Origin of the sequence: Thermoanaerobacter siderophilus SR4 (assembly GCF_000262445.1) — a bacterium.
Taxonomy (GTDB): domain Bacteria; phylum Bacillota; class Thermoanaerobacteria; order Thermoanaerobacterales; family Thermoanaerobacteraceae; genus Thermoanaerobacter; species Thermoanaerobacter ethanolicus.
In genome coordinates, this window is the sequence record NZ_CM001486.1 from 1,758,023 (window position 1) to 1,782,327 (window position 24,305).

The following is a 24,305-nucleotide window of genomic DNA, read 5'->3' on the forward strand; positions in this document are numbered from 1 at the left end:
AGTAGTGTCTTTATTTTTTTGGTAACAGATCTATATTAGAATTTGAAGGAAGAGTTAATGGTGGTAAGCTTTGCAACAGTAACTGTTAAATCTTTTTTGCCAAGAAGAGTTTATACGTACGCTTATTGTAACACTTGGCATAGAAAAGAGCAGGTTGATAGTATAAGTAATAAATGGAAGTTAGGAGATGTGTGGAAGCTTATGGATGAATTAGCTGATGAATGGATAAATACATGATATCTTGCAGAATAATAATAGACAATTTGGTAGACATGAAAAAACAAATCTGTTGCTATAATATTACTAACTCTAAAGTTAGTAACTTTAGAGGTTAGTAATTTATAAGTTAATGAGGTGAATTTAATGTTTATTGGTAAGAGAATATGAACTACATATACTATACATGCAACAGAATATAGGTTTGGTATTCGGCATTAAAAATAAGTAAGAGCAGATAAAAACCTGCTCCCTATCAAAAGCTTGCAAATTCTTCTATGAAATAATCAATCGCATCAAGTCTTCTCTTTATATATAAACTAATTTTAGTTCTTTCACACAAATCAACTAATAAATGAAATAAATACTCATCTCTTACAAATATTTTCTTTGGTTTACCCATATTTAAAATATATGGAATTACCATATCAAAAATATATTGCACTTCATCATCTTCTGGAGTAAGAATATGTTGATCTATTATCATCCCTGATTTAGAATCAGCAAGAATACAAATTCTCCCTGCAATTGGTCTATCATATTCTTTATCTCTAATTATGGTATTCAAGTACGCTATATCAACTTCTATTTCGGCAGAAGTAGTTGGTTGCTTTGCCATTCTTGATAAAAGAAGCTCATCTTTTAATATAGGGATTAAATATTTTCTTTGGGGTAACAAAAGGGGTGCTGCTAAAGTAACCCATTCATTTTTTTGCTCATCGTATTTATGAACTAAAGTTTCTCCCTCTTCGAAGTTAACTACAATATCTTCTTCAATATAATTTTTTAGTGCTTGTAATAAATGTCTCATTATTGCTGTCTGTTTTAATACTTCTTCTTTATTCAAAATATAAGGAGCATATCCTTTCTTGAAAGATCTAAAATAGATCCAGTTATTTCTACCTCTAAACTTCAATCCCAGGGCTTTTACAATTTGCAATTCTTCTTTAAACAACTCTTCTCTATCCCCAAAATAGCATATAATTACATTATCTTCTTGAAATCGCTGAATTTGCTGTGGTGGTATATCGGTAGCCTCAATAATTTTGTAAAAATTATCTAAAGCATCAAACCCAAAATAAAAACCTATACCGTAAAATTCTCCTCCCCTTCCCATTACACTGCAATATACTGGTTCATCATTTTCTGGTAAGATTAGTGTTATTACATCTACATCCCAAAAATATTTCCAAGGGTTTAATTCCTTTATTTTAGAAGTTACCTCATATAATTCTTTCCATTCTTCTAATGTCGCTTTTTCTTCCATTACTATTTACATCCTTTCTTATAAAATTTTCTTATGCCTTTTTCATTGTAAAGTTTTTCAAACCCCTAATTTTTTCAATACGTGAATGAGTTGTGACTTGCTAAATTTCTATACTCTCATGAACCTTTCTTGCTTTTATTTTATTCTTTATCTACTGTACATGCAATAGAATAATAGAATATAGCTTTGATATACATTGTACCAGAAAGGATTGAAGTTCTCAACTTTCGTTTAAGTTTACAAAACGTTTTATTATGGTAAAAGTAAAAGATTAAAAGAATGGGTATTTGTAAGGCTTTAAAGGTATTTTAGCAAACAGAATTATTCCTGTTTTTATTTTTGTCGATATATGAAATATTTTTAATATTAATATTGGTTTTTGAGAAATAAAATGGTAAAATAAAGACAGAATGAAAATTGTTTAGAGATTTAGTAGCAACAATTATAAATTGTTATTCAAAAGTTATCATTTATGAGATATAATGATATTAAGAAGGAGCAAAATATAATGGATGATAAAAATATAAAGGAAGCTATTCACAATCAGCATGACAAAGGATATAAATTTCTGTTATCAAGTAAAAAAGTGTTTATAGAGTTATTAAAAAGTTTTGTAAAACAGGAATGGGTAGACGATATAGACGAAGCAAATGTAGTTAAAGTTGACAAATCATATATATTACAAGACTTTGCAGATAAAGAAGCTGATTTAGTTTACAGAGTAAAATTAAAAGAAAAAGAAGTTATATTTTATATACTGATGGAACTACAATCCACAGTTGACTATCAAATGCCCTATAGATTGCTTTTATATATGGTAGAGATATGGAGGAGCATATTAAAAGATATACCTAAAAAAGAGGCGAGGAAAAAAGATTTTAAATTACCAGTTATTGTACCAATAGTATTGTATAATGGTGAACGTAAATGGACGGCTAATATAAGTTACAAAGAGATGCTAAATTCTTATGATATTTTCAAAGAATATGTAGTAGATTTCAGATATATATTGATAGACATAAACAATTATAGTAAAGAAGAATTATTAGAATTAGAGAACTTAATTGGTTCTGTATTTTTGTTAGAGCAAAGAATAGATTTTGAAGAGTTGATAAAAAGGTTAAGAGAGTTATCGGAAACGTTAAAGAAACTAGATGAAGACAGGTTATTGTTATTTAAGACATGGCTAAAAAGGATACTGATGAGGAGATTGCCGAAAGAAGATAGAGAAGACATAGAGAGGATATTGGAGGAGAGTAAGGAGGTGGAGGTTATGATATCTAATTTTGAAAAGACAATATTACAAGAGATGAAAGAACGTGAAAAGAAGGGAATAAAGAAGGGCATAAAGAAAGGGATGGAAAAAGGAATAGAAAAAGGGATAGAGAAAGGGATAGAAAAAGGGATAGAAAAAGGGATAGAAAAAGGAATTGAAGAAACGGTTATTAAATTATTGAAGAAAAAGTTTGGGGATGTTCCTGAAGAATATATGAAGAAAATAGAGGGAGCAAATAGGAATACGCTGATGGCGATAGTAGATAATATATTTGAGATAGAGAGAATAGAAGATTTAGAAAGGTTTATAAAGTAATGGTACATGAGTTGGTGCCTTTATCTTTGTCGATATATTGATATAACTTTGCAAGCAAGATTATTCCTGTAGATACCCCCCACTTTTTGTGTGTTTAAAAAGTGGGGGGTAATTACACACTAAATTAGTAAAGTGAAAATCAGCAGAAGATTCTAAAAGGGAAAGAGATTTTGTTTTTTTATTTCATAATTAAAAAAGAAGGATTTTGAGTATGCCATGTAGAAATATTATGTAAGAAAATGCATGATGTGCCAACCACCAGTAGGAAGTAGATGTAGTAAGTTTTAATGTAGCGAAAGAAGAAGGGCTAACAAAGGTCTACATAGGAAACTACTGGTTCTTATGGTAATACAGAGTAAATAAATTTTTGGTGGCTTAGGGCTTATCTGACATAACTAATGACAAACAGGAAGGTGATATTCTATGAAAATTGGTGTTATAAGTGATACTCATGGAGATTATAAATCATGGGTAAAAGCGTGGAATTTTTTAAATGATTCGGATATTATTTTACATGCAGGGGATGTATTATATCATGGACCCCGTAATCAAATTCCTGAAGGATATGACCCGAAAAAACTTGCTGATGCTGTAAATGCCTCTCTCGTTCCAATTTTGATTGCAGAAGGGAATTGTGATGCTTATGTTGACCAAATGATGCTTGATGTACCTATACAAACACCGTATGTCTTTGCTTTCATTGAGGGGAAGAGATTTATGATTAATCATGGTCACAATATTTCTGATGAAGATATACATAAGTTGATTAAGAAGTATAAATTAGATTATTTTATAATTGGGCACACGCATATTCCTTTAATAAAAAAGATTGAAAATTGTGTGGTGGTTAATCCGGGTTCTACATCTCTCAGCAAACGGGAAGATAAGATTAATTCGGTAGGATTTATTGAAGTTGAAAGTGGAAGTGTTCATATAATTGATATGGAAAGCGGAAAAGATATTTTGTTTTTGGAATGATATGTAAGTGATATAATGATTTTAATGTAATTACATTTATTACCTTATAATTAATCGGAAGTTTGGGAATGATGTAAGACGAAAAAAGTTGATTATATTGTAACCAGAGATAAGATAGGATTTAGTGATAAAACGGTTAGAAAAATTTTTGCTGTATGTTATAATAAAAGCAAAAAGTTAAGAGGTGTTTTAAATGAGGTATATCAATATTGGTAATGGGGAAATAAAGGCCTCGGCAATTGCATTGGGTTGTATGAGGATTGCTGATAAGCCTGTAAAGGAAGTGGCGGAACTTATAAATACGGCTCTGGAGGAAGGCATAAATTTTTTTGACCATGCTGATATATATGGCGGTGGCAAATCTGAAGAAGTTTTTGCTGAAGCCATAGAAATGAAGCCAAGTATCAGAGAGAAAATAATTATTCAAACTAAATGTGGTATAAGACATGGATATTATGACTTTTCAAAGGAGCATATTTTAAAATCTGTCGATGGAAGCTTAAAAAGGCTCAAAACTGACTACATAGATGTTCTGTTATTACACCGTCCTGATACTTTGATGGAACCAGAAGAGGTTGCAGAGGCTTTTTCAATACTTCACAGCAGTGGCAAGGTTAGAAATTTCGGTGTAAGTAATTTTAATCCGATGCAGATAGAACTGCTTAGTAAGTATTTAAACCAAAAGCTTATCATAAACCAATTGCAGTTTAGTATTATGCATACAGGTATGATAGATTCTGGTTTTAATGTGAATATGAAAGTAGATCAGTCTATAGATAGAGATGGCAGTGTTTTGGAGTATTGCAGGTTAAAGAATATTACGATACAGGCGTGGTCACCGTTCCAATATGGATTTTTTGAAGGCACTTTTTTAGATAACGAAAAATTTAAAGAACTTAATGACAAAATTGACGAAATTGCTGCTAAAAAGGGTGTGCCAAGTATTGCTATACCTATTGCATGGATTTTAAGACATCCAGCAAAGATACAACCTATTGTTGGTACGACAAATCCTGCTCGATTGAAAGATATATGCAAAGCATCAGAGATTGAACTTACAAGAGAGGAATGGTATGAGTTATATAGGGCTGTAGGGAATAAATTACCATAAAGGTGAGTATTATTTTTGTGATAAAGAAAATATTCAGTTTGTTGACAAAGTTAAAAAATATTCAAAGGAGATATTTTGCATCGTCACTCCGATGTTCCAAAGCGACAAAACTAAAGCTCGACCTTCGGGCTCCGGCAGGGTACCGGGCACAATCGGCATCCATGCCTTAAGGTGCCCGCCTCCGCCATCCATGGCTTCGGCCCTGCCTCCACCCTCGGTCTTGCTAAGTTTCCCGGCACTCAAGTAAGAAAGTTTATAAAGCAAAAATAGAAAAAAACAAGCGTACTTACTTGAGTGCCGGGTCGCTTTGTAACAAGTCGCTCCTTATGCAAAATATCTCCTTTACGAAAGTTTGTCTATAGTCTGAAAGGTACTAAGCAATTAGTACCTTTTTTATAATGAATCTGGTTAGATATTTTAGAGGATTTTTTGTTTCTCCTCGGGTATCCCAGACTATTGTGAATACTTAAATGTGAATTAAAGTGTGATATAATGAAATTAAAAAGGAAATGGCAGGACAATTGAGAAAGATTGTAACATAGATGATATGTTTCTATTCGTTAATTGTAGGGAAATAATGAGAAGAAGGGAGTGACTCCCTATGGGGTAGAAGTTATACAGGGGTATACAGTTCTAAAAGATGGGATTAATCGATGGTGCATTCCTAAGTTTGGGAAAATGAGAGTGGATGCTGTAATATATGTGAATGATACGTTAAAAGAGCTTTTGTATGAAGACCAGTCTTTGAAGCAGCTTGTCAATGCTGCTAGTCTTCCCGGAGTTGTGGAACCTGTTATAGGTATGCCTGATATTCACGAAGGGTTTGGGCTTCCTATAGGAGGAGTTATGGCAATAGATGAGGGAGGTGTTATTTCAGCTGGAGCGGTAGGGTATGATATTAATTGTGGTGTAAGGCTTTTAAGAACTAGCCTTGAAGCAGCGTATTTTAATAAAGAGCTTTTAAGTAAACTTATAGAACGGATCGAGTATTATGTTCCTACAGGCATAGGGAAAAAGGGAAAACACAAGGGTATTACACGGGTAATTTTTGATGATGTAGTGCACAGAGGGGTAGAAGCGGTTATTAAAGCTGGTTTTGGAAAAAAATCAGATCTGGAGTATATTGAAGAAAATGGTGGGCTTTCAGGTGCTGATCTTTCTGCGGTATCAAAGGAAGCACAGGAAAGAGGAGAGGAACAACTTGGCACTTTAGGTGGAGGCAATCACTTCATAGAGATTCAACGAGTTGATTCTATTTTGGATGAAAAATTGGCAAGACAATTTGGGCTTTTTAAAGGGCAAATTGTCGTTATGATTCACACGGGAAGCCGCGGATTTGGGCATCAGATTGCTACAGATTACACCAAAATCCTTTGGGAAGCGGCGAAAAAATACGGAATTGAGGTTCCTGAAAAGGGACTTGCTGCGGCTCCTATTGATTCGAAAGAGGGCAAAGCGTATTATAAAGCGATGGCGGCAGCGGTTAATTTTGCTTTTTCAAATAGACAGATAATTATGTTTGATGTAATGAAAGCTTTTGAAGATGTTTTAAAAAAATCTTCTGAATCTATGGGATTTCAGTTAGTGTACGATGTTGCTCACAATATTGCTAAATGGGAAATACACGGGGGAAGAAGACTTCTTGTCCACAGAAAAGGAGCCACAAGGGCTCTACCAGCAGGACATCCTCAAAATCCTTCTGTTTATATGAATTCTGGGCATCCTGCTCTTATTCCCGGCAGTATGGGTACAGGTTCTTATGTGGTGGTTGGCACAGAAAAAGCGGCAGAGACCTTTTATTCTGTGAATCACGGAGCAGGACGAAGGCTTTCACGAAATAAGGCTAAAAAAATCAGTAAAGAGGAATTTGAAAAGGCTATGGGGGATGTAGTATACAATGTTCGGTCTTATAAAGATATCGCTGATGAGTCGCCACTTGCTTACAAAGATGTAGAAGAGGTTGTGTCTGTTCTTGAGAAAAGAGAAATTACTATACCTGTTGCTCGATTTGTGCCTCTTGCAGTTGTAAAAGGTGCAGATTAAAATTTTAAAATGAGGTGAACAAATGATTACAAAAGTCAAAAATTTATTTAAAGGTAAACATCGCCCTAAACTTATGGCTTTAGATTTTATCAAATACATAGGTCCTGGGTTACTGGTTACTGTTGGCTTTATTGACCCGGGAAATTGGGCTTCTAATGTTGCTGCAGGGTCGTCTTACGGTTATAAGCTTTTATGGATGGTGACTTTATCTACTATCATGCTCATTATACTTCAACATAATGCTGCACATCTGGGCATAGTTACAGGTTATTGCATGTCTGAAGCTGCAACTAAGTTTTTAAAGCCTTTTACTTCGAGGTTACTTCTTATTTCAGCTGTCTTTGCGGCGATTTTGACGGCGATGGCAGAAATTTTAGGTGCCGCGATAGCTCTTCAAATGCTTTTTAAGATACCTATAAAGATAGGAAGTTTGATTACTGTTGTTTTTGTTTCATGGATGCTTTATACAAATTCCTATAAAAAGTTGGAAAAGTGGATTATAGGTTTTGTATCTCTTATTGGCATTTCTTTTATATTTGAGCTTTCGCTAGTTGATGTGAAATGGGCAGAAGCAGCTGTAAGCTGGGTGAAACCAGAATTTCCAGCAGGTTCTATGCCTATAATTATGAGTGTGCTTGGTGCTGTTGTTATGCCCCACAATTTGTTTTTGCACTCGGAGATAATACAAAGCAGGCAGTGGAATTTAGAAGATGAGAAAGTCATAGTGAAACAGCTTAATTATGAGTATTTTGATACTATCTTTTCTATGATAATAGGTTGGGGAATAAACAGTGCTATGATTATTGTTGCAGCATCGGCTTTTTTTACCAATAATGTAACTGTAACTGAGCTTAATCAGGCACAGCAGATGTTAAAACCTCTTTTGGGAAATGCATCAGCAGTGGTTTTTGCTTTGGCTCTTCTTTTTGCAGGAATTTCTTCATCTATAACAGCAGGTATGGCAGGTGGAAGTATTTTTGCGGGGATATATGGAGAACCTTATGATATACACGATGCACATACAAAAGTTGGCGTAGGAATTACATATATTTTTGCAGTGCTAATAATATTCTTTGTAAAAAGCCCCTTTCAAGGACTGGTTTATTCGCAGATGTTTTTAAGTGTACAGCTTCCCATTACAATTTTTTTGCTCATTTATTTGACTTCTTCAAAGAAGATAATGGGTAAGTTTGCAAATACATTGCTTTATAAAGTATTGTTATGGACTATAGGAATAATAGTGACGGTTTTAAATGCGATGCTTCTTATGAGCTTTGTTGGGTGATTGATATAAATGCTATAAAATGGTAGAATATATGTAAAGAATTTTGTGTGGTGAGGAAGATGAGTATCACTGATGAAGAGAAAAAGAAAATACGTGAAAATTGGCGGTTAAAGAGTAAAAAAGAGAAAGAAATGCTAGAAATACGAAAAAAGGATGCATTAGATAAAGCGTATAAGATTGCTAAATTTTTGAAAGAAAAATATAATGTGAGTAAAGTTGTCTTGTATGGATCACTGGCAAGGGGATTTGATTTTTGGGAATTTTCGGATATTGATATTTTTGTAGATGATTGGGATGATGAAAAGTTTAGCTACTGGACAATGTTTGTTGAAATAGAGAATATTGCAAGGCCTTATAAAGTGAGTATAGTTACACAACGGGATGCTACGGAGGCTTTGTTAAAGGAAATAGAGAAAGAGGGGAGGGAAATAGGGTAGTGGATGTGGGTAAGGTAAATAATACTAATTGTGTTAAAATAAGAATTTTGGTGGGGTGATAGTATGAAAGTTAAGTTTACTGTAGTTATTCAAAAAGAAGAAAATTGGTATGTAGCAAAGTGTATTGAAAACAGTGTTGCATCTCAGGGGAAAACTATAGAGGAGGCATTAGATAATCTAAAAGAAGCATTAGAGCTGTATTATGAAAATGGAGAGCTTGACCTGGAAGAGAAACCGCTATTTATAACAACAGTGGAGGTAGCAATATAATGGGATCGAAATATCCAGTTCTGCCGCCAGACAAAATTTTGAGAGCACTAAAAGAATTTGGATTTGAGAAGATTTCTCAAAAAGGTAGTCATATAAAGCTTAAGAACCCAGATGGTAAAGTAGTTATTGTACCGTTCCATTATGAGATAGCTAAAGGAACGTTAAAAAGTATTCTCGAACAGGCAGGAATATCATTAGAGGAATTTAAAAAACATTTATGATGGTTTATTATTGGAAAGGAGTGAGATTTATGCCAATTGTAAATTTAATTACAAAAGGAAAGATTGCATCAGAAAAGAAAGAAATTTTAAAGAAAGAATTTGCCGATGTGATGTATGAACTTGCAGGGAAAAGTGAAAATTGGCTTATGGTAAGATTTACTGAAGAAGAGGATATATTTTTCCGTGGACAACCTCTTGAAGAGGTTGGCATTGTAGAGATAAAGCTTGTTGGCAAACTTCAAAGGGGACAAAAGGAAGAAATATCAAAAAGGATTTGTGATATTTTAAATAAGGTTTTGGGTTATAGAAAAGACAATATTTATATAGTTATCCAAGAGGTAGAAGGACAAAATTGGGGTTATAATGGAGGTACTTTTTAAGAGGGTATTAATATTATGGTCAATGCTAAGGGGCCTGAGATCCTTCGGCTGCGCCTCAGGATGAAAAAGTAGAGAGTCTAATGATGACAAAAGAAAAAGTGTTTAGGATGATATCTCTGCCTATGTCTTCTGAGGAGTGCGAAGCACGAAGAAGAATCCCAGACAGAAATGGAATGCTTAAAAGTGAAAATGATGCGAAGATTTTTTGAATCCTTATTATTTCCATAAATTTGGGAAGTGATAAGGATTTTTGTTTCAAAAGGTCAAAAAATAAATTGAAATGAGGGAGTATTAAGTTTACAATATATATGAAATATAAATGCAAGGTGAAGTGTTATGGAAGATAAACTTGATTTGAATGTGATAAAACCGATTGAAGAGGTAAAGTATTTGTCTGCGGAAAATGCTTCGCGATATCGCCTTATCATGAGGTATTTTTATGAGCAGTACCAGAAATTTAAATATTGGCTGTACAAAGAGGATGTATATGAATATGTAAGTCAATTTGATATGTTTGCTGACTATACAATGGAAAAATGTGAGCAGGACTTAAAAGCACTTACTGAATGGAAAAACCTTATTGCGACACAAGATACCAGTAAAGCTTCTACGATTGACGAATTTAAAAACAAAAAATTCAGGTATCAGCTGAGTCCATATTCTATTGAGATAGAGAGAATGACCATAAGGCTGGAAAGCATCGTCGGTTATGGTGGGTCACTACAGCCGTCTTTATTTGAAAGGATTTACCGCAATTTAATAAAGATAAATGAAATGGCGAAAAAAGAGGATTTACAGGAAATAAACAGATGGTGGGAAGACCTCAATACCGACTTTGAAAATATATATCACAATGCGACAGATTACATTGCAAGTCTTCAAAGCTCTAACGCTGATGAACTTATGAAGTCAGAGCAGTTTATAATTTACAAAGACAAACTTATAGAATATTTAAGAGATTTTATAAAAGACCTTCAGAGATTTTCTGTTGCCATAGAGAGCTTTTTGAAAAAGGTGAGTCCGGAGGTTGTCAATTCCGTTGTAGATAAGTTATGCCAATATGAAATGAGTATCCCAAGAATTGACAGGGTTTTAAATGAAGAGGAAGTAAAAGAAGATTTGATGGATAAGTGGAATAACATATCTTTTTGGTTTACAGGTCATAATTTTGAAGACAGCGAGGCAGTAAGGCTTCTTAATATATCAAATGAAATAATCAGAAAAATAACAATGTATGCGGCGAGAATAGCAGAAAACAGGATGAAAGCTGCCAGCAGAAAGAATGAATATATTGCTCTTTCTAAAATGTTTGCAAAAGCAGGTAGTATAAAAGAAGCACACCTTTTGTCTGCGGCGGTTTTCGGTTGCTTTTACACAAGGCACATAAAGGGTGATTTTGAAAGAAAGACAGAAAGTGTAAACCAGAGTGTATGGGAAGAACCGCCCTTTAAAGTGATTATAAAGCCAAAAACAAGGAGCTACAGTAATTATGTTAAGACAAATGCGATTATTGATAAAAGTGCTGACAAGACGGAGATGCTGATGGACTATCTCAATCAGAAAAATATAGAAGATGAAATAATAGCAAGTTGCATTGTTGGCAATAGAATAAGGATAAAGGATTTACCTGTTGTAAAACCTTTTGTGAGGGCAACGATACTTAAATGGATAGGAAAAGCGATAGCAAGAAATGGCTTTACAGGAAAAACAGAAGATGGCAGAACATACAGACTTCACATGCCAAAGAATGGCGAAAGAGCGGTTTTGAAATGCACGGATGGTAATCTTGATATGCCTGATATTGTAATTGAGTTTGTTGATTGAAGGTGAAAAAATGGAAGAACTTCAGATGCTTCTTGAAAATTTTTGGATACTGAGAGAGGATAGAGAAAATTTCAACAAAATAAGAGATGCTGAGAATAAAATAAAACCTTTTGTTGAAGAGAAGTTAGGATATAGATTGATTATAAACCCATATATTATTAAGTTAGAAAAAGTGCCGTCAGATGTTGAAGAGTGGATGGGGATAGATGCATTTCAAATGCCTATGGATTATGCATTTTTGTGTTTGCTTTTAGCTTTTTTGGAGGATAAAGGACCAGAAGACCAGTTTGTGCTGTCTAATATAACGGAATACATAGAGGCGCAGTATGATGGACCTGATAAAGTAGATTGGACGCTTTTTCAGCACAGAAAGTCACTTGTGCGGGTGCTCAATTTTGCTGTAGATATTGGCATAATTAAAATAGATGATGGTGACCACGAGAGGTTTTCAGAAAGTGAAGATACTGAAGTTCTTTACGAAAACACAGGCATTTCAAGGTATTTTTTGAGGTCTTTTAACAGAGAAATTACAGAAGACGTGAAGATTGAGGATTTTTTGCAGGAGGATTTAAATCTTTCAAACCCCAAAGATGCGGTTATACAGAGAAGACACAGGGTGTACCGAAAACTTATTCTTTCACCTTCTGTGTATAGTGAAGGACCTGATGACCAAGACTTCATGTATATAAAAAATTACAGAAATACTATAGCGAAAGATTTAGAGGAGTATCTTGATGCAAAACTTCACCTCCACAAAACTTCTGCTTTTGTTCTCTTTAATGACAACAAATATTTAAAGTCCTATTTTCCCGACAAAAACAAAAACATATCTGATATAATGCTGCAGGTAAATAAAATTATAAGACAAATGATTGAAGATGGAAAACTCGCCTATAATCCTGATGATACTATAGATATAACTGAAGCAGAATTTATAAATATTATTTTGAAAGTAAAGGAAAGATTTAGTGATGGTTGGTATAAGTCTTACAGGGAAATGAGTGAAAAGCAGCTTATAGAAGAGGTCATTGAAAACATGGAAAGCTTTAAGATGATAAAAAGAGTTGAGGAATTGCATTCTATTAAAATATTGCCTATGGCGGCAAAGTTAATTGGGGAATATCCTCCAGATTTTGAAAAAGGAGAAGGTGCAGATGAGTGAAAAATTAGCTGAAAGATGGATGATTAACAGGATTGGGCTTCTTAATTTTTGGTATTATGATGATGAAATATTTGAGTTTGCAGATGGAAGGCTTCTTTTAAGAGGTGCTAATGGTTCTGGAAAGTCAGTGACAATGCAGAGTTTCATACCTTTAGTATTAGATGGCAACAAAAGTCCTGAAAGACTTGATCCCTTTGGCTCAAAGGCGAGAAAGCTTGAGGACTATCTTCTTGGGGAAGAAGAGGTAAGTGGGCTTGATGAAAGAACTGGCTATCTTTTCATGGAATTTAAAAAAGAGAAAAAAGACAGCTACATTACAATAGGCATGGGACTAAAGGCGAAAAGGCATCAAAATATGGACTTTTGGGGCTTTGTAATACTTGACGGCAGGCGTATAGGTATCGACTTCTTTTTATACAAAATGGAAATAGGCGATGACGGCAAAAGAGTAAAAGTCCCACTTACCAAAAAAGAACTTAAGAATAGAATAGGTGAAGGCGGAGAAGTAGTTGAAAGCCAAAAAGAGTATATGGAAATGGTCAATAAATACATTTTTGGCTTTAGTTCTATCGAGGAATACGACGAGCTCATAAAACTGCTGATACAGCTTAGAAGTCCAAAGCTTTCCAAAGACTTCAGGCCTACTGTGATATATGAAATTATGAAGGCTTCACTGCCTTCACTCACAGATGATGATTTGAGGCCTCTTTCAGAAACCATAGAAAACATGGACCAGATTAAGATGCACCTTGATGTTCTTTACAGGAATATGGCTGCAGTAAAAAAGCTTAAAAATGAGTACGACAACTATAACAGATACATTCTTTATGAAAAGGCTGGGGATTTAGTAAAGGCATACAGCGATTTATACGCATCAAAAAAAGAATACGATAATTTAACTAAAGATATTGAAAATTACAGAAGTACAATAGCAAACTTAGGAAATGACATCATTTCTCTTGAAAGTGAAAGAGAAGCCTTAAAGAAAAAGGAAGAACAGCTTTCAAGTGGTGATGCTAAAAGAACCCAAAAGGAGTTATTAGAAGAAGAGGATCGATATAAGCAGTATTTGGAGGATAAGTCTAAAAAAGAAGAAGAACTCCGGAATAAACAAGATAAATATTATGGTTTAGAAAGAAAGATAAAAAACACTGAGGAACAAAAATACAAACTGGATAAAGAACTACAGGATAAATTAGAGGATATATCTTCAATTGCACAGGATATAGATTTCATGGAACATGAGTTTTCTGTAAGTGAACTTAAAAAAGTGTATGGAAAAGAATTTGATTTTACTTATTGGAAAAATGAATTAAAAAAGCATAAAGATAAAATAAAGCGTGCAATGAGTGCATTGAGAGAAGAAATAGAAGCAAATAAAAGGTATGATGCCGCACTTAAAGAGCAGGAAAGGCTTAAAAAAGAAAGAGAAGACAGGGCTAAAAAGCTTAATGAGGCAGAAAGGCTTTTTGACGAACAAAAAAGAGAATATGTTGAAAGAGTTTATAGTTGGTCACAGGGCAATGCAGAGCTTAAGCTTTTAAGTAGCCAATTGGAAGGCTTAAGCCGTGTCATACTGGCGTATGGAGAGGATAAAGGATTTGACGATATTTTGGCTTTTGTGAGAAAACCCTATGAGGAAATACTAAATGGAATTCAGCAAGAAATTTTAAGATTAGAAAATCAAAGAGAGGCAAAAGAAAATCAACTTCATGAGAAAGAAAAGTTATTGGAGGAATGGAAAAACAAAAAAGATCCTGAGCCCGAAAGAGATGAACAAGTCATAAACAACAGAAAAAGGCTTAAAGAAGCTGGAATTCCTTACATTCCTCTTTACATGGCGATTGATTTTAAAGAGGATGTGGATGAAGAGACAAGAGGCAATATAGAAGCTGCGATAGAAGACATGGGGCTTTTGGATGCTCTTATCGTGCCAAAAGAATATTTTGAAAAAGCTCTTCAAATGGACAGCAATATGGCGGATAAATATGTTATGCCTGGAAGCTTTAATATGATGTTAAATGTATCTCAATATTTTAAAGTAGTTGACAATGAAGAAGGGGTTTCACCAGAAGATATTTCAGATGCTTTAAGCAATATATTTGTATCAGAAGAAGGCGGGACAACCTATATCGATTCAAAGGGCGCATATGGAATAGGAGTAATAAAAGGGAAAGCACGGGATAAAGTTAAATCAAAGTACATCGGGAGTGAGTCTAGAAAGCGCTACAGAGAAGAGCTTATTAAATCTATACAAGAAGAAATACAGGCTATAAAAGCTGAAATATCTGCAATCGATGAGGAAATAAATGCAAAAAAATTAAGGATACAGAGGCTGGATTACGAATATTCGGCATTTCCCGGGAAAGAAGACATTGAAGAAGCATATAGATATTTAAAAACGGCAAAGGCTGATTATGAATACACCTCTCATAAACTCGATGGACAGCTTTTCACAGTTAAAAACTGTTTTGAGGACCTTCAGAAAAAGAAAGCTGTTGTAAGAGAATTGACATCTGGCATAAACATACATCCAGATATTGATACCTATTCTTCTGCGTATGAATATGCGGAAGAATACGCTTCAGGGCTTAATGAAGTAGAAATACTATACAACAAATATGTTTTGCACATTTCAAACGAAGAAATGTTATTGCAGCAAAAACAAGATTTAGAATACGATATTGATAACTTAAAGTACGAAATAGACGTACTGGAAAACAAAATACAGAGTTCTGTTAAGAAAATTGAGATGCTAAAAGAGACATTAAAAGAACTTGGACTTGAAGAAATTGAAAAAGAACTGGAGATTTGCCTAAAAAGGCTGGAGGAAATACCTAAAGAGATTACAAATAAATCAGCCGAAAAAGCAAAACTTGAGGAGAGGCTACAGAGAAGCTTAAAAGACCTTTTAAACATTGAAGAAGAGATTAATCTTAAAGAGAAAATTTACAATATTGTTGAAGAGGGTTTAAAAAAGGAATTAGCACTTGGCTTTGTCAAGCAAGACGTTGAAATGGAGGATATGTTAAAATTAAGCAAAAGCATTCTTTCTGAATACAAAGGCTTTTTTGACAAAGCGGGCTTTGACAGAGAAAAGTTTACAGAGAGACTTCAAAATGTGTATTTTGAAACTCGCAACGAACTTTTGGAATATGGGCTTTCAATTGGCAATATCTTTGACGAAGCTTATGAGGGAGACAATGAAAGAATAAAAGAGGCAAAGAATAAGCAGAGAAGGCTCAATATTACAGCAAATATAAATGGTAAAATTGTGTCTTTATATACGCTTTATTCTAATATTGAAGAAGATATAATGGCGAATGAAAGCCTTTTAAGAGAGACTGATAAGATTCTTTTTGAAGAGATTATAATGCACAATGTGGGAATTAAGATAAGAGCAAAGATTTTTAAAGCAGAAGAATGGGTAAAGAAAATGAATAAACTCATGTCTGAAAGGGATACTTCCAGCGGACTTAAGTTCTCTATTGAGTGGAGAAGCATTCCTGCTTCTAATGAAGAAGAACTTGACACAAAAGAGCTTGTGGATATTTTAAAATCCGATGCTGATATGCTGAAAAAGGAAGTCTTTGATAAAGTTGTAAATCATTTTAGGTCAAAAGTAGAAAGAGCCAGGAGGGCAATGGAGGAAAAAAACAATACAGAAACTTTTCACAAGATTATGAAAGAAATATTAGATTACAGGGATTGGTTTGAGTTTAAGCTTTACTACAGAAAAGAAGGGGAAAGCCGCAAGGAGCTTACTGATAATGCCTTTAATAAGCTAAGCGGCGGAGAAAAAGCGATGGCCATGTATATACCTTTATTTTCCGCGGTTTACTCAAGATATGAGGGAGCATCGCCGGCTGCACCTCGCATAATATCTCTGGATGAAGCATTTGCAGGAGTTGATGACACAAACATAAGGGATATGTTTAAACTGATTGAGGATTTAAGGTTTAATTATATAATGAATTCGCAGGTTTTGTGGGGAGATTATGACACTGTTCCCAAGCTTTCAATTTATGAACTTGTAAGGCCAAAAAATGCAAAGGCTGTATTGGTCATGAAGTATTTGTGGGATGGAAAGGTAAAGCATCTTATACTTCCTGAGAAAGAGGAGGTTGCCGCTACAGAAGTGGGTGCTATAAATGAATAAAGAAGAACTTAAATATTTTAAAGAAAAAAGGGATACAAGAGGATTTTTGAAGGTATACGGGAAAAGTACAGAAGTTTAGGACGTCTTGGAGGCGTTGTAAAGCTTGATAATCTTACGGAAGATGAAAAAGAAGTACTTACAAACCATTTTAAAAAAGACTATAGGACAAAAAAATCTGCATCCATTGATGTGGCAAAGTTTGAAGAGTCGCTAAAAAATACTCGATTTGAGGAGTATACGCTAAAAGACATACTGGAATACTATTTTGGCGAAAAACTCACCAGCAAAAAAGAGGATATGGAAATATTGGCAAAAGAAAGAGAAGAGTTCTTTAAAGAGCTCTTCTCTAAATACCAGGAATGTAAGTGCATTGATTGGCTAAAAAGTTTGTATGAAGGAACCGCTGTAGGGGTAAGGGCAGTAAATCAGAGGTATTTAAATGATAAGGACGGATTAAAAAAAGATATAATGTACGTATGCGATGCCATAAACAATTTGCCTGTTTATAAAGGGGAAAAGAAAAGACTGCCGGTGTTTTCTTCCCAGATTGCACGTAATCCTCACTATTTTGATTCAAATACAGAAGCTGGAAGTATGTTTATAAACGCTTTATGCACTTTAATGGGGCTTAATGAAGTAAAAGGAAGTGAAGAAATATCAGAACTTTATTACAACGTTGGTATTTTGATAGATGAAATATCCAATTATGTCACACTCTCAGGACTTTTGGCATATGAGGGCGATATGGAAAATCAAGTATTTAAGGCTGCTTATGAAAGCAATCAAGTCTTGCAAGTTCCTCTTTTAAATTTGAGTAAAATTGAGAGAGTCATAAGCCCTTCTAAGAAAGTGTATGTTGTAGAGAATCCTTCAGTTTTTACATCTTTAATAGATGCTACAAATAAAGTATTTCCTCTTGTATGCACATATGGCCAGCCAAAACTTTCTTCTCTCCTGCTCTTGGACATGCTTTATAAAGAAGGGACAGAGATATATTACTCGGGAGATTTTGACCCAGAGGGGCTTATGATAGCAGATAGATTGTACAGAAGGTATAAAGACAAGTTTCACTTTTTAAGGTACGGCCTAGAAGATTATTTAAAATCTCTTTCAAATGAAGTCATAAATGATGTGAGGCTTAGTAAGCTAAATAAGATTGAATCACCTTTACTCTTTGATGTGGCAAAGGAGATGAAAATAATAAAAAAAGCAGGGTATCAGGAGCTTATAATAGATGATATTATAAATGATATAAAATTGATTGAAGAAGGTAAGGGGGAGTGGTAAAATTAAGGTAATAAGTATGCCTTCTTAAAGAGGTGTCTGTAGTGGTTCAGAGAGATTTAAAAGAAGTGGAAGAAATATTTAAGAGAAATTTGCAATATTTAAAGGGTAAATATGACATAAAGTTGATATATGTTTTTGGCTCATATAGTAAAGGCACTAATACAAAAAATAGTGACCTTGATATTGCGGTACTTTTAGGGAATGGATATGATCCTATGGACAAACTTGCTTTAATTGGCGATTTGGTTTCAATATTTAAACGAGATGATATAGATTTGGTAGTATTAAATTCTGCAAATCCAGTGTTAAGGCATCAAGTAATAAAGCACGGCAAACTTATTTTTGAAGAAAATGAAGATGTAAAGGTGGAATTTGAGGTTAAAACTCTAAGAGAATATATGGACATGGAATATTTTAGAAAAGTGCAGATGGATGTTATTAAAGAATGGGTAAAAAGTGTTGTAGGTGATAATAGTGACTAAAAGTATAATAGAAACAATAAATTCTAAAATAAAAGAGTTACAAAAAAATTTAATATTGTTAAAAAAAGTATCGCAAGAAGTAAATAAAGAAAATATAAAAGAGGATATGCTCAAATATTGGGGAATAGAAAGAGGAATTCAAAATAAATGGATCGAAGAAAATTATTATTCCTAATATGAAAGGAGACGTTATTGTGAAAATAAGTTTTTTGGGAGCTGCTAAAGAGGTTACAGGCTCATGCTATTTAGTTGAGACGGAAAAGACTAAGTTTCTTGTTGACTGCGGAATGTTTCAAGGGGGAGAAGTTGAAGACGAGCTAAACTATCAAGAATTTATTTTTGATGTAAATGATATCGATTTTGTGCTTTTGACTCATGCCCATATAGATCACAGTGGAAGAATTCCTCTTTTGTACAAGAGGGGATACAGAAAAAGGATTTACGCTACAAAAGCTACCGTGGATTTATGCAGGTATATGCTCCCAGACAGTGGGCATATACAAGAGATGGAAAGTGAATGGAAAAATAGAAAAAGAAAAAGGGCAGGCAAGCCTTTGAGGGAACCTCTTTATACGGCTGATGATGCGAAAGATTCTTTAAGCATTTTCTATGGAGTAGATTATGGAGAAATAATTGAACCAGCGCAAGATGTGAGAGTTCGATTTAATGATGCAGGACATATGCTTGGCTCTTCTATAATTGAAGTTTGGGTAAATGAAAAAGGTAAGGAGACTAAAATTGTATTTTCAGGGGATTTGGGGAATAAAGAAATTCCTCTCTTAAAAGAAGTTACACCGATTAAGAGTGCGGATTATGTTTTGTGTGAGTCCACATATGGCAATAGGCTTCATGAAGATATTGGAGATAGGGCAAAAAAACTCATGGAGATTATCATAAAAACCGTAAAGAGAGGCGGAAATGTCATAATACCTTCTTTTGCTGTCGGAAGGACTCAAGAACTTTTATATGAATTACATAAAAACAGAGAATTGTACAAAGACGAAATAGAGTTTTTAAACAACGTACCTGTTTATGTAGATAGTCCACTTGCAACTTCTATAACAGATGTTTTTACTAAACATCCTGAATATTTGGACAGTGAAGCTCAAGAATACATTAAAAGAGGAGATTTACCCCTCGACTTTCCTAATTTGCACTTTACCCACAGTGTAGAAGAATCAAAAGCACTAAATGAAATTAAAACACCTGTCATAATCATATCAGCCAGTGGGATGTGTGAAGCTGGGCGAATTAAACACCATTTAAAACACAATTTGTGGAGGCCAGAATGCACGGTTTTGTTTGTGGGGTATCAGGCAAAAGGGACCTTAGGACGTAAACTTTTGGAAGGAGAAAAAAATGTCAAAATATTTGGTGAGGATATTAGCGTAAAAGCTGAAATAGAATATATAGAAAGTTTCTCTGGACACGCAGACCAAAAGGGTATATTAGATTGGCTTTCTCAATTTACGGATAAGCCAAGGAAAATATTCATTGTACACGGGGAAGATGAAGCACAAAAAGAACTAGCAGATAAGATTGAAAATCAACTTGGCATAGAGACTTTGATACCCTCGCGATATGATACATATAATTTTGAAGAAGATAAACTTTTTACTGCAGAAGCTGAAGATAAAGTTAAGCTGAGCGTTGAACTTACTAACAAGATCGAAGAAATGAAATTAAGAAGTGACAAAGCATTGAATAAACTTCAAGAGTTAATAAACAGTAAAGATATAACAAAAGATTTAAGTCCTATTGTAAGTGAGTTAAACAATATAAATGAAAGTTTAATGAAATTGTATAGAGAACTTTTAGATTAGAATGCATTATGCATTCTTTAGACTGTAGACAAACCTCTTTTTTTCATATAGAGGAGGCATTTTGCATAGGTGAAGCGACTTGTTACAAAGCGGCAACTAAACTTAGCAAGACCAAGGAACGGAGGCAGGGCCGAAGCCAAGGACGGCGGAGGCGGGCACCTGAGGCATGGACGCCACCTGACGTAGGAACCCTGCCGGAGTCCGAGGTCGAGCTTATATTTAGTCGCTTTGTAACTCTGGAGCGAACAATGCAAAATGCTTCCTTAAGAGAAGATAATTTTGTCAACAAACTGAAGAATGCGTTATGCATTCTTTTTTTGTATCTATAATGTTCCGATTGACTTGTTATTATTTAATAGATACAATTGATATTAGGATACATACAAATACCGATACAATTGTAAGGAGGAATAGAACAATGAATGAAAGGTATGAACTAAATAAAAATTTAGCCCAAATGCTAAAGGGTGGAGTCATAATGGATGTGACAACACCAGAACAGGCAATTATTGCTGAGAAAGCAGGTGCTGTCGCTGTCATGGCACTTGAAAGGGTGCCAGCTGATATTAGGGCAAGAGGCGGAGTTGCAAGAATGTCAGATCCTAAAATAATAAAGGAGATAAAGGCAGCAGTATCAATCCCTGTTATGGCAAAAGTTAGAATTGGGCATTTTGTGGAAGCACAGATTTTAGAGGCACTCGGGATAGATTTTATTGATGAAAGCGAAGTTTTAACCCCTGCAGATGAGATGTACCATATAAACAAATGGGATTTTAAAGTGCCGTTTGTATGCGGTGCGAGAAACCTCGGAGAGGCTTTAAGGCGCATAGGAGAAGGAGCTTCAATGATAAGGACAAAAGGAGAGGCAGGGACTGGAAATGTAGTAGAGGCTGTAAGGCATATGAGGACGATAAATGCCGAAATAAAAAGGCTTACAACTTTAAGGGAAGACGAACTTATGGCTGCTGCAAAAGAACTTCAGGCGCCCTATGACCTTGTAAAATATGTTGCACAACACGGAAGACTTCCAGTTGTGAATTTCGCAGCGGGAGGTATTGCCACACCGGCAGACGCGGCACTTATGATGCAACTGGGTGCAGATGGAATTTTTGTGGGTTCAGGAATATTTAAATCGCAAAACCCTGAGAAAATGGCAGCTGCTATAGTAAAAGCCACAACATATTTTGATAGGCCGGAAATAATTGCGGAAGTTTCAGAAGGGCTAGGAGAAGCGATGGCCAGCATAGATATAAGGCAACTGGAAGAAAAAGATTTATATGCAACAAGGGGATGGTAATTTGCGCGTAGGAGTTTTGGGAGTTCAAGGCTCTGTTAAGGAACATATGGATAAATTAAAGCTTATAAAAGGAATTGAAGCGGTAGAGGCAAAGGACAGGGACACTATCTTAACTCTCGATGCCCTCATTATTCCAGGTGGCGAAAGCACTGCAATAGGAAAAATACTTGTAGATTTTGGGCTTAAAGATGCCATTTTAAAGTTAAACGAGAGGAAAGTTCCTATATGGGGTACTTGTGCAGGCATGATACTTATGGCTAAACATATAGTTAATGATGAGAGGATACACCTTGGAATAATGGATATTACTGTTAGACGAAATGCTTACGGAAGTCAGATTGACAGTTTCAAGACGCGGCTTATGATACCAGCGGTATCTGAAAATGAGATAGAAGCGGTGTTTATAAGAGCGCCGTATATAGAGAGTGTAGGGGATGGTGTTAGGATACTTGCAAAATATGAAGGTAAAATTGTTGCGGCACAGCAGGACAATTTACTTGCTACAGCATTTCATCCAGAACTTACAGATGATTTGAGCTTTTACAAATACTTTTTAGGGCTTTAACTTGTTAAAGCCCTTTTTTACGTGCGCCCGGCATGGGCGATAACTAGGCGGTGAAAGTCCGCTGTGGGCTTGGTAGTGGGAACCACTAGCCAAGAGCAAGGGTGTCCATCGTGAGGTGGAATCTGAAGGAAGCTTAAGGCAAAATCTCGGTCTGATGAACAAGAACCAGATAAGAGGCTGAATTGGGATGGATGAGTTTGCGTAACAAAACGAAGTCCAACACTACCCGAATCCCATACAGTAAATCTGGCAGATATATGAGATGAAAGTTATCGTTCTTACCCGGGGAGGTCTCAAGGATAAGTCATGGAAGTAAAATCTGAAGTGACAACCCATGCAGTGATGTATGGCTGAACCTTGAGAAGTCAGCAGAGGTCATAGTACTTATCTAGACATGAATAGATAAGGAAGGACCGAACGTTAGGAGGTTTTGGAAATCTTATGGACTCGAAAGATATGCGAAGACTGCAGACAACTCAACAAAGAGGCTGTCCGTTGAATAGAGAAATGGAATTTCAAAAGACAACGGAAGTGCATAGTATATCATCGGCGTCGGAAGATGGAAGAAACGAGGTACAAAGATATACCGGCAAGATGCTTGAAATGATAGTAGAACGAAGGAACATGGAAGCAGCATACAAGCGCGTTGTTGCAAATAAAGGAAGCCATGGAGTCGATGGGATGGGAGTAGATGAACTTCTACCGTATCTCAAAGAAAACTGGGCAACCATAAAACAACAACTGCTGGAGGGGAAATACAAACCACAACCAGTGCGAAGAGTAGAAATTCCCAAACCAGATGGAGGAGTAAGACTACTAGGAATACCTACAGCACTAGATAGGTTAATACAACAAGCAATAGCCCAAATACTAAATAGAGTCTACAACCATACATTTTCTGATAGCAGTTATGGATTCAGACCAGGACGCAGTGCAAAAGACGCAATAAAAGCCGCAGAAGCATACATAAATGAAGGATACACATGGGTTGTAGATATGGACTTAGAAAAGTTCTTTGACAGAGTAAACCACGACATAATAATGTCCAAACTAGAAAAGCGGATAGGGGACAAAAGAGTACTAAAGTTAATACGAAGATACCTAGAATCAGGAGTAATGATAAACGGAATCAAAATATCAACAGAAGAAGGGACACCCCAAGGAGGGCCATTAAGTCCCCTATTAGCAAACATAATGTTGGACGAACTAGACAAAGAACTTGAAAGGAGAGGGCACAAATTCTGCCGATATGCAGATGACTGCAACATATATGTAAAAAGCAGGTCTGCAGGAAACAGAGTAATGAAGAGCATAAAGAAATTCATAGAAAGCAAATTAAAACTAAAAGTCAACGAAGCAAAAAGTGCTGTAGATAGACCATGGAGAAGAAAATTTCTTGGATTTTCATTCTATACAAAAGAAAACGAAGTAAGAATAAGAATCCATGAAAAATCCATCAAAAGGTTTAAGGAAAAAGTAAGAGAAATAACCAATCGGAACAAGGGAATAAGCATGGAAAACAGAATAAAAAGACTAAATCAAATAACAACAGGATGGGCCAACTATTTTGGATTAGCAGACGCGAAAAGCATAATGAAAACCCTTGACGAATGGATAAGGCGAAGACTAAGGGCATGTATATGGAAACAATGGAAGAAGATAAAAACGAAGCATGATAACTTAGTAAAACTAGGAGTAGAAGAACAAAAAGCCTGGGAATACGCCAATACAAGGAAAGGCTACTGGAGAATATCCAATAGCCCAATCCTAAATAAGACTCTTACAAATAAATACTTTGAAAGCATAGGTTATAAGAGTTTATCCCAAAGATATCTAATTGTACACAATTCCTAATGAACCGCCGTATACCGAACGGTACGTACGGTGGTGTGAGAGGACGCTGAATA

General features: G+C 35.1%; 22 protein-coding genes. 21 read left to right on the forward strand and 1 reads right to left on the reverse strand.

All coding sequences use genetic code 11. From position 1 onward, the window contains the following. Positions 1–57: 57 nt before the first annotated feature. Positions 58–237, forward strand: a complete 180-nt coding sequence (locus THESIDRAFT1_RS08590; protein ID WP_006570133.1) for a hypothetical protein — start codon at positions 58–60, stop codon at positions 235–237. Positions 238–472: 235 nt separating this feature from the next. On the opposite strand, the gene THESIDRAFT1_RS08595 is transcribed toward THESIDRAFT1_RS08590, so the two are convergent. Then, positions 473–1,483: a DUF7309 domain-containing protein gene (locus THESIDRAFT1_RS08595; RefSeq protein WP_006570134.1), complete on the reverse strand. Its 1,011-nt coding sequence runs from the start codon at positions 1,481–1,483 to the stop codon at positions 473–475. Between the two features lie 508 nt (positions 1,484–1,991). Between THESIDRAFT1_RS08595 and THESIDRAFT1_RS08600 the strand changes: the two genes are divergently transcribed. The 20 genes from THESIDRAFT1_RS08600 to ltrA all read left to right on the forward strand — a co-directional run bounded on the left by THESIDRAFT1_RS08600 (position 1,992) and on the right by ltrA (position 24,252). Next, complete coding sequence (locus tag THESIDRAFT1_RS08600; protein WP_006570135.1) at positions 1,992–3,074, forward strand: Rpn family recombination-promoting nuclease/putative transposase; 1,083 nt, start codon at positions 1,992–1,994, stop codon at positions 3,072–3,074. Positions 3,075–3,497: 423 nt separating this feature from the next. Next, positions 3,498–4,052, forward strand: coding sequence for a phosphodiesterase (gene yfcE / locus THESIDRAFT1_RS08605; protein ID WP_006570136.1), 555 nt, complete (start codon positions 3,498–3,500; stop codon positions 4,050–4,052). 193 nt (positions 4,053–4,245) lie between these two features. Beyond that, positions 4,246–5,163, forward strand: coding sequence for an aldo/keto reductase (locus THESIDRAFT1_RS08610; protein ID WP_006570137.1), 918 nt, complete (start codon positions 4,246–4,248; stop codon positions 5,161–5,163). Positions 5,164–5,841: 678 nt separating this feature from the next. After that, positions 5,842–7,206, forward strand: a complete 1,365-nt coding sequence (locus tag THESIDRAFT1_RS08615; RefSeq protein ID WP_039929539.1) for an RtcB family protein — start codon at positions 5,842–5,844, stop codon at positions 7,204–7,206. Between the two features lie 22 nt (positions 7,207–7,228). Then, positions 7,229–8,491 (forward strand): Nramp family divalent metal transporter, encoded by a 1,263-nt coding sequence (locus THESIDRAFT1_RS08620; RefSeq protein WP_006570139.1) that lies wholly within the window; start codon positions 7,229–7,231, stop codon positions 8,489–8,491. Positions 8,492–8,550: 59 nt separating this feature from the next. Beyond that, positions 8,551–8,928: a nucleotidyltransferase family protein gene (locus THESIDRAFT1_RS08625; RefSeq protein ID WP_006570140.1), complete on the forward strand. Its 378-nt coding sequence runs from the start codon at positions 8,551–8,553 to the stop codon at positions 8,926–8,928. A gap of 63 nt (positions 8,929–8,991) precedes the next feature. Further along, positions 8,992–9,198 (forward strand): type II toxin-antitoxin system HicB family antitoxin, encoded by a 207-nt coding sequence (locus THESIDRAFT1_RS08630; protein WP_006570141.1) that lies wholly within the window; start codon positions 8,992–8,994, stop codon positions 9,196–9,198. Continuing rightward, the gene (locus tag THESIDRAFT1_RS08635; RefSeq protein ID WP_006570142.1) at positions 9,198–9,419 is read left to right on the forward strand and encodes a type II toxin-antitoxin system HicA family toxin; all 222 of its coding nucleotides are present in this window, start codon (positions 9,198–9,200) and stop codon (positions 9,417–9,419) included. Before THESIDRAFT1_RS08630 ends, THESIDRAFT1_RS08635 begins: the two co-directional genes overlap by 1 nt. Positions 9,420–9,448: 29 nt before the next feature. Beyond that, a complete protein-coding gene (locus THESIDRAFT1_RS08640; protein WP_006570143.1) occupies positions 9,449–9,799 on the forward strand; it encodes a phenylpyruvate tautomerase MIF-related protein in 351 nt (116 codons plus the stop codon). 80 nt (positions 9,800–9,879) lie between these two features. Beyond that, positions 9,880–10,008, forward strand: coding sequence for a hypothetical protein (locus THESIDRAFT1_RS14620; protein ID WP_279624996.1), 129 nt, complete (start codon positions 9,880–9,882; stop codon positions 10,006–10,008). A gap of 127 nt (positions 10,009–10,135) precedes the next feature. Then, a complete protein-coding gene (locus THESIDRAFT1_RS08645) occupies positions 10,136–11,623 on the forward strand; it encodes a TIGR02677 family protein (protein WP_006570144.1) in 1,488 nt (495 codons plus the stop codon). Between the two features lie 10 nt (positions 11,624–11,633). After that, complete coding sequence (locus THESIDRAFT1_RS08650) at positions 11,634–12,785, forward strand: TIGR02678 family protein (RefSeq protein WP_006570145.1); 1,152 nt, start codon at positions 11,634–11,636, stop codon at positions 12,783–12,785. After that, a complete protein-coding gene (locus tag THESIDRAFT1_RS08655) occupies positions 12,778–16,944 on the forward strand; it encodes a TIGR02680 family protein (RefSeq protein WP_006570146.1) in 4,167 nt (1,388 codons plus the stop codon). The genes THESIDRAFT1_RS08650 and THESIDRAFT1_RS08655 overlap by 8 nt, the downstream gene beginning before the upstream one ends. Before the next feature lie 42 nt (positions 16,945–16,986). Further along, complete coding sequence (locus tag THESIDRAFT1_RS08660; RefSeq protein WP_157632017.1) at positions 16,987–18,231, forward strand: TIGR02679 family protein; 1,245 nt, start codon at positions 16,987–16,989, stop codon at positions 18,229–18,231. Between the two features lie 41 nt (positions 18,232–18,272). Continuing rightward, complete coding sequence (gene mntA, locus THESIDRAFT1_RS08665) at positions 18,273–18,713, forward strand: type VII toxin-antitoxin system MntA family adenylyltransferase antitoxin (RefSeq protein WP_003871029.1); 441 nt, start codon at positions 18,273–18,275, stop codon at positions 18,711–18,713. Beyond that, positions 18,706–18,888, forward strand: a complete 183-nt coding sequence (locus THESIDRAFT1_RS08670; RefSeq protein ID WP_006570148.1) for a hypothetical protein — start codon at positions 18,706–18,708, stop codon at positions 18,886–18,888. Before mntA ends, THESIDRAFT1_RS08670 begins: the two co-directional genes overlap by 8 nt. A 19-nt stretch (positions 18,889–18,907) precedes the next feature. Then, positions 18,908–20,536, forward strand: a complete 1,629-nt coding sequence (locus THESIDRAFT1_RS08675) for an MBL fold metallo-hydrolase RNA specificity domain-containing protein (RefSeq protein ID WP_039929300.1) — start codon at positions 18,908–18,910, stop codon at positions 20,534–20,536. A gap of 418 nt (positions 20,537–20,954) precedes the next feature. Continuing rightward, positions 20,955–21,833: a pyridoxal 5'-phosphate synthase lyase subunit PdxS gene (pdxS, locus tag THESIDRAFT1_RS08680; RefSeq protein WP_004397232.1), complete on the forward strand. Its 879-nt coding sequence runs from the start codon at positions 20,955–20,957 to the stop codon at positions 21,831–21,833. Between the two features lies 1 nt (position 21,834). Continuing rightward, positions 21,835–22,398, forward strand: coding sequence for a pyridoxal 5'-phosphate synthase glutaminase subunit PdxT (gene pdxT, locus THESIDRAFT1_RS08685; RefSeq protein WP_180367019.1), 564 nt, complete (start codon positions 21,835–21,837; stop codon positions 22,396–22,398). 441 nt (positions 22,399–22,839) lie between these two features. After that, positions 22,840–24,252, forward strand: a complete 1,413-nt coding sequence (gene ltrA, locus THESIDRAFT1_RS08690; protein WP_006570150.1) for a group II intron reverse transcriptase/maturase — start codon at positions 22,840–22,842, stop codon at positions 24,250–24,252. Positions 24,253–24,305 lie beyond the last annotated feature (53 nt).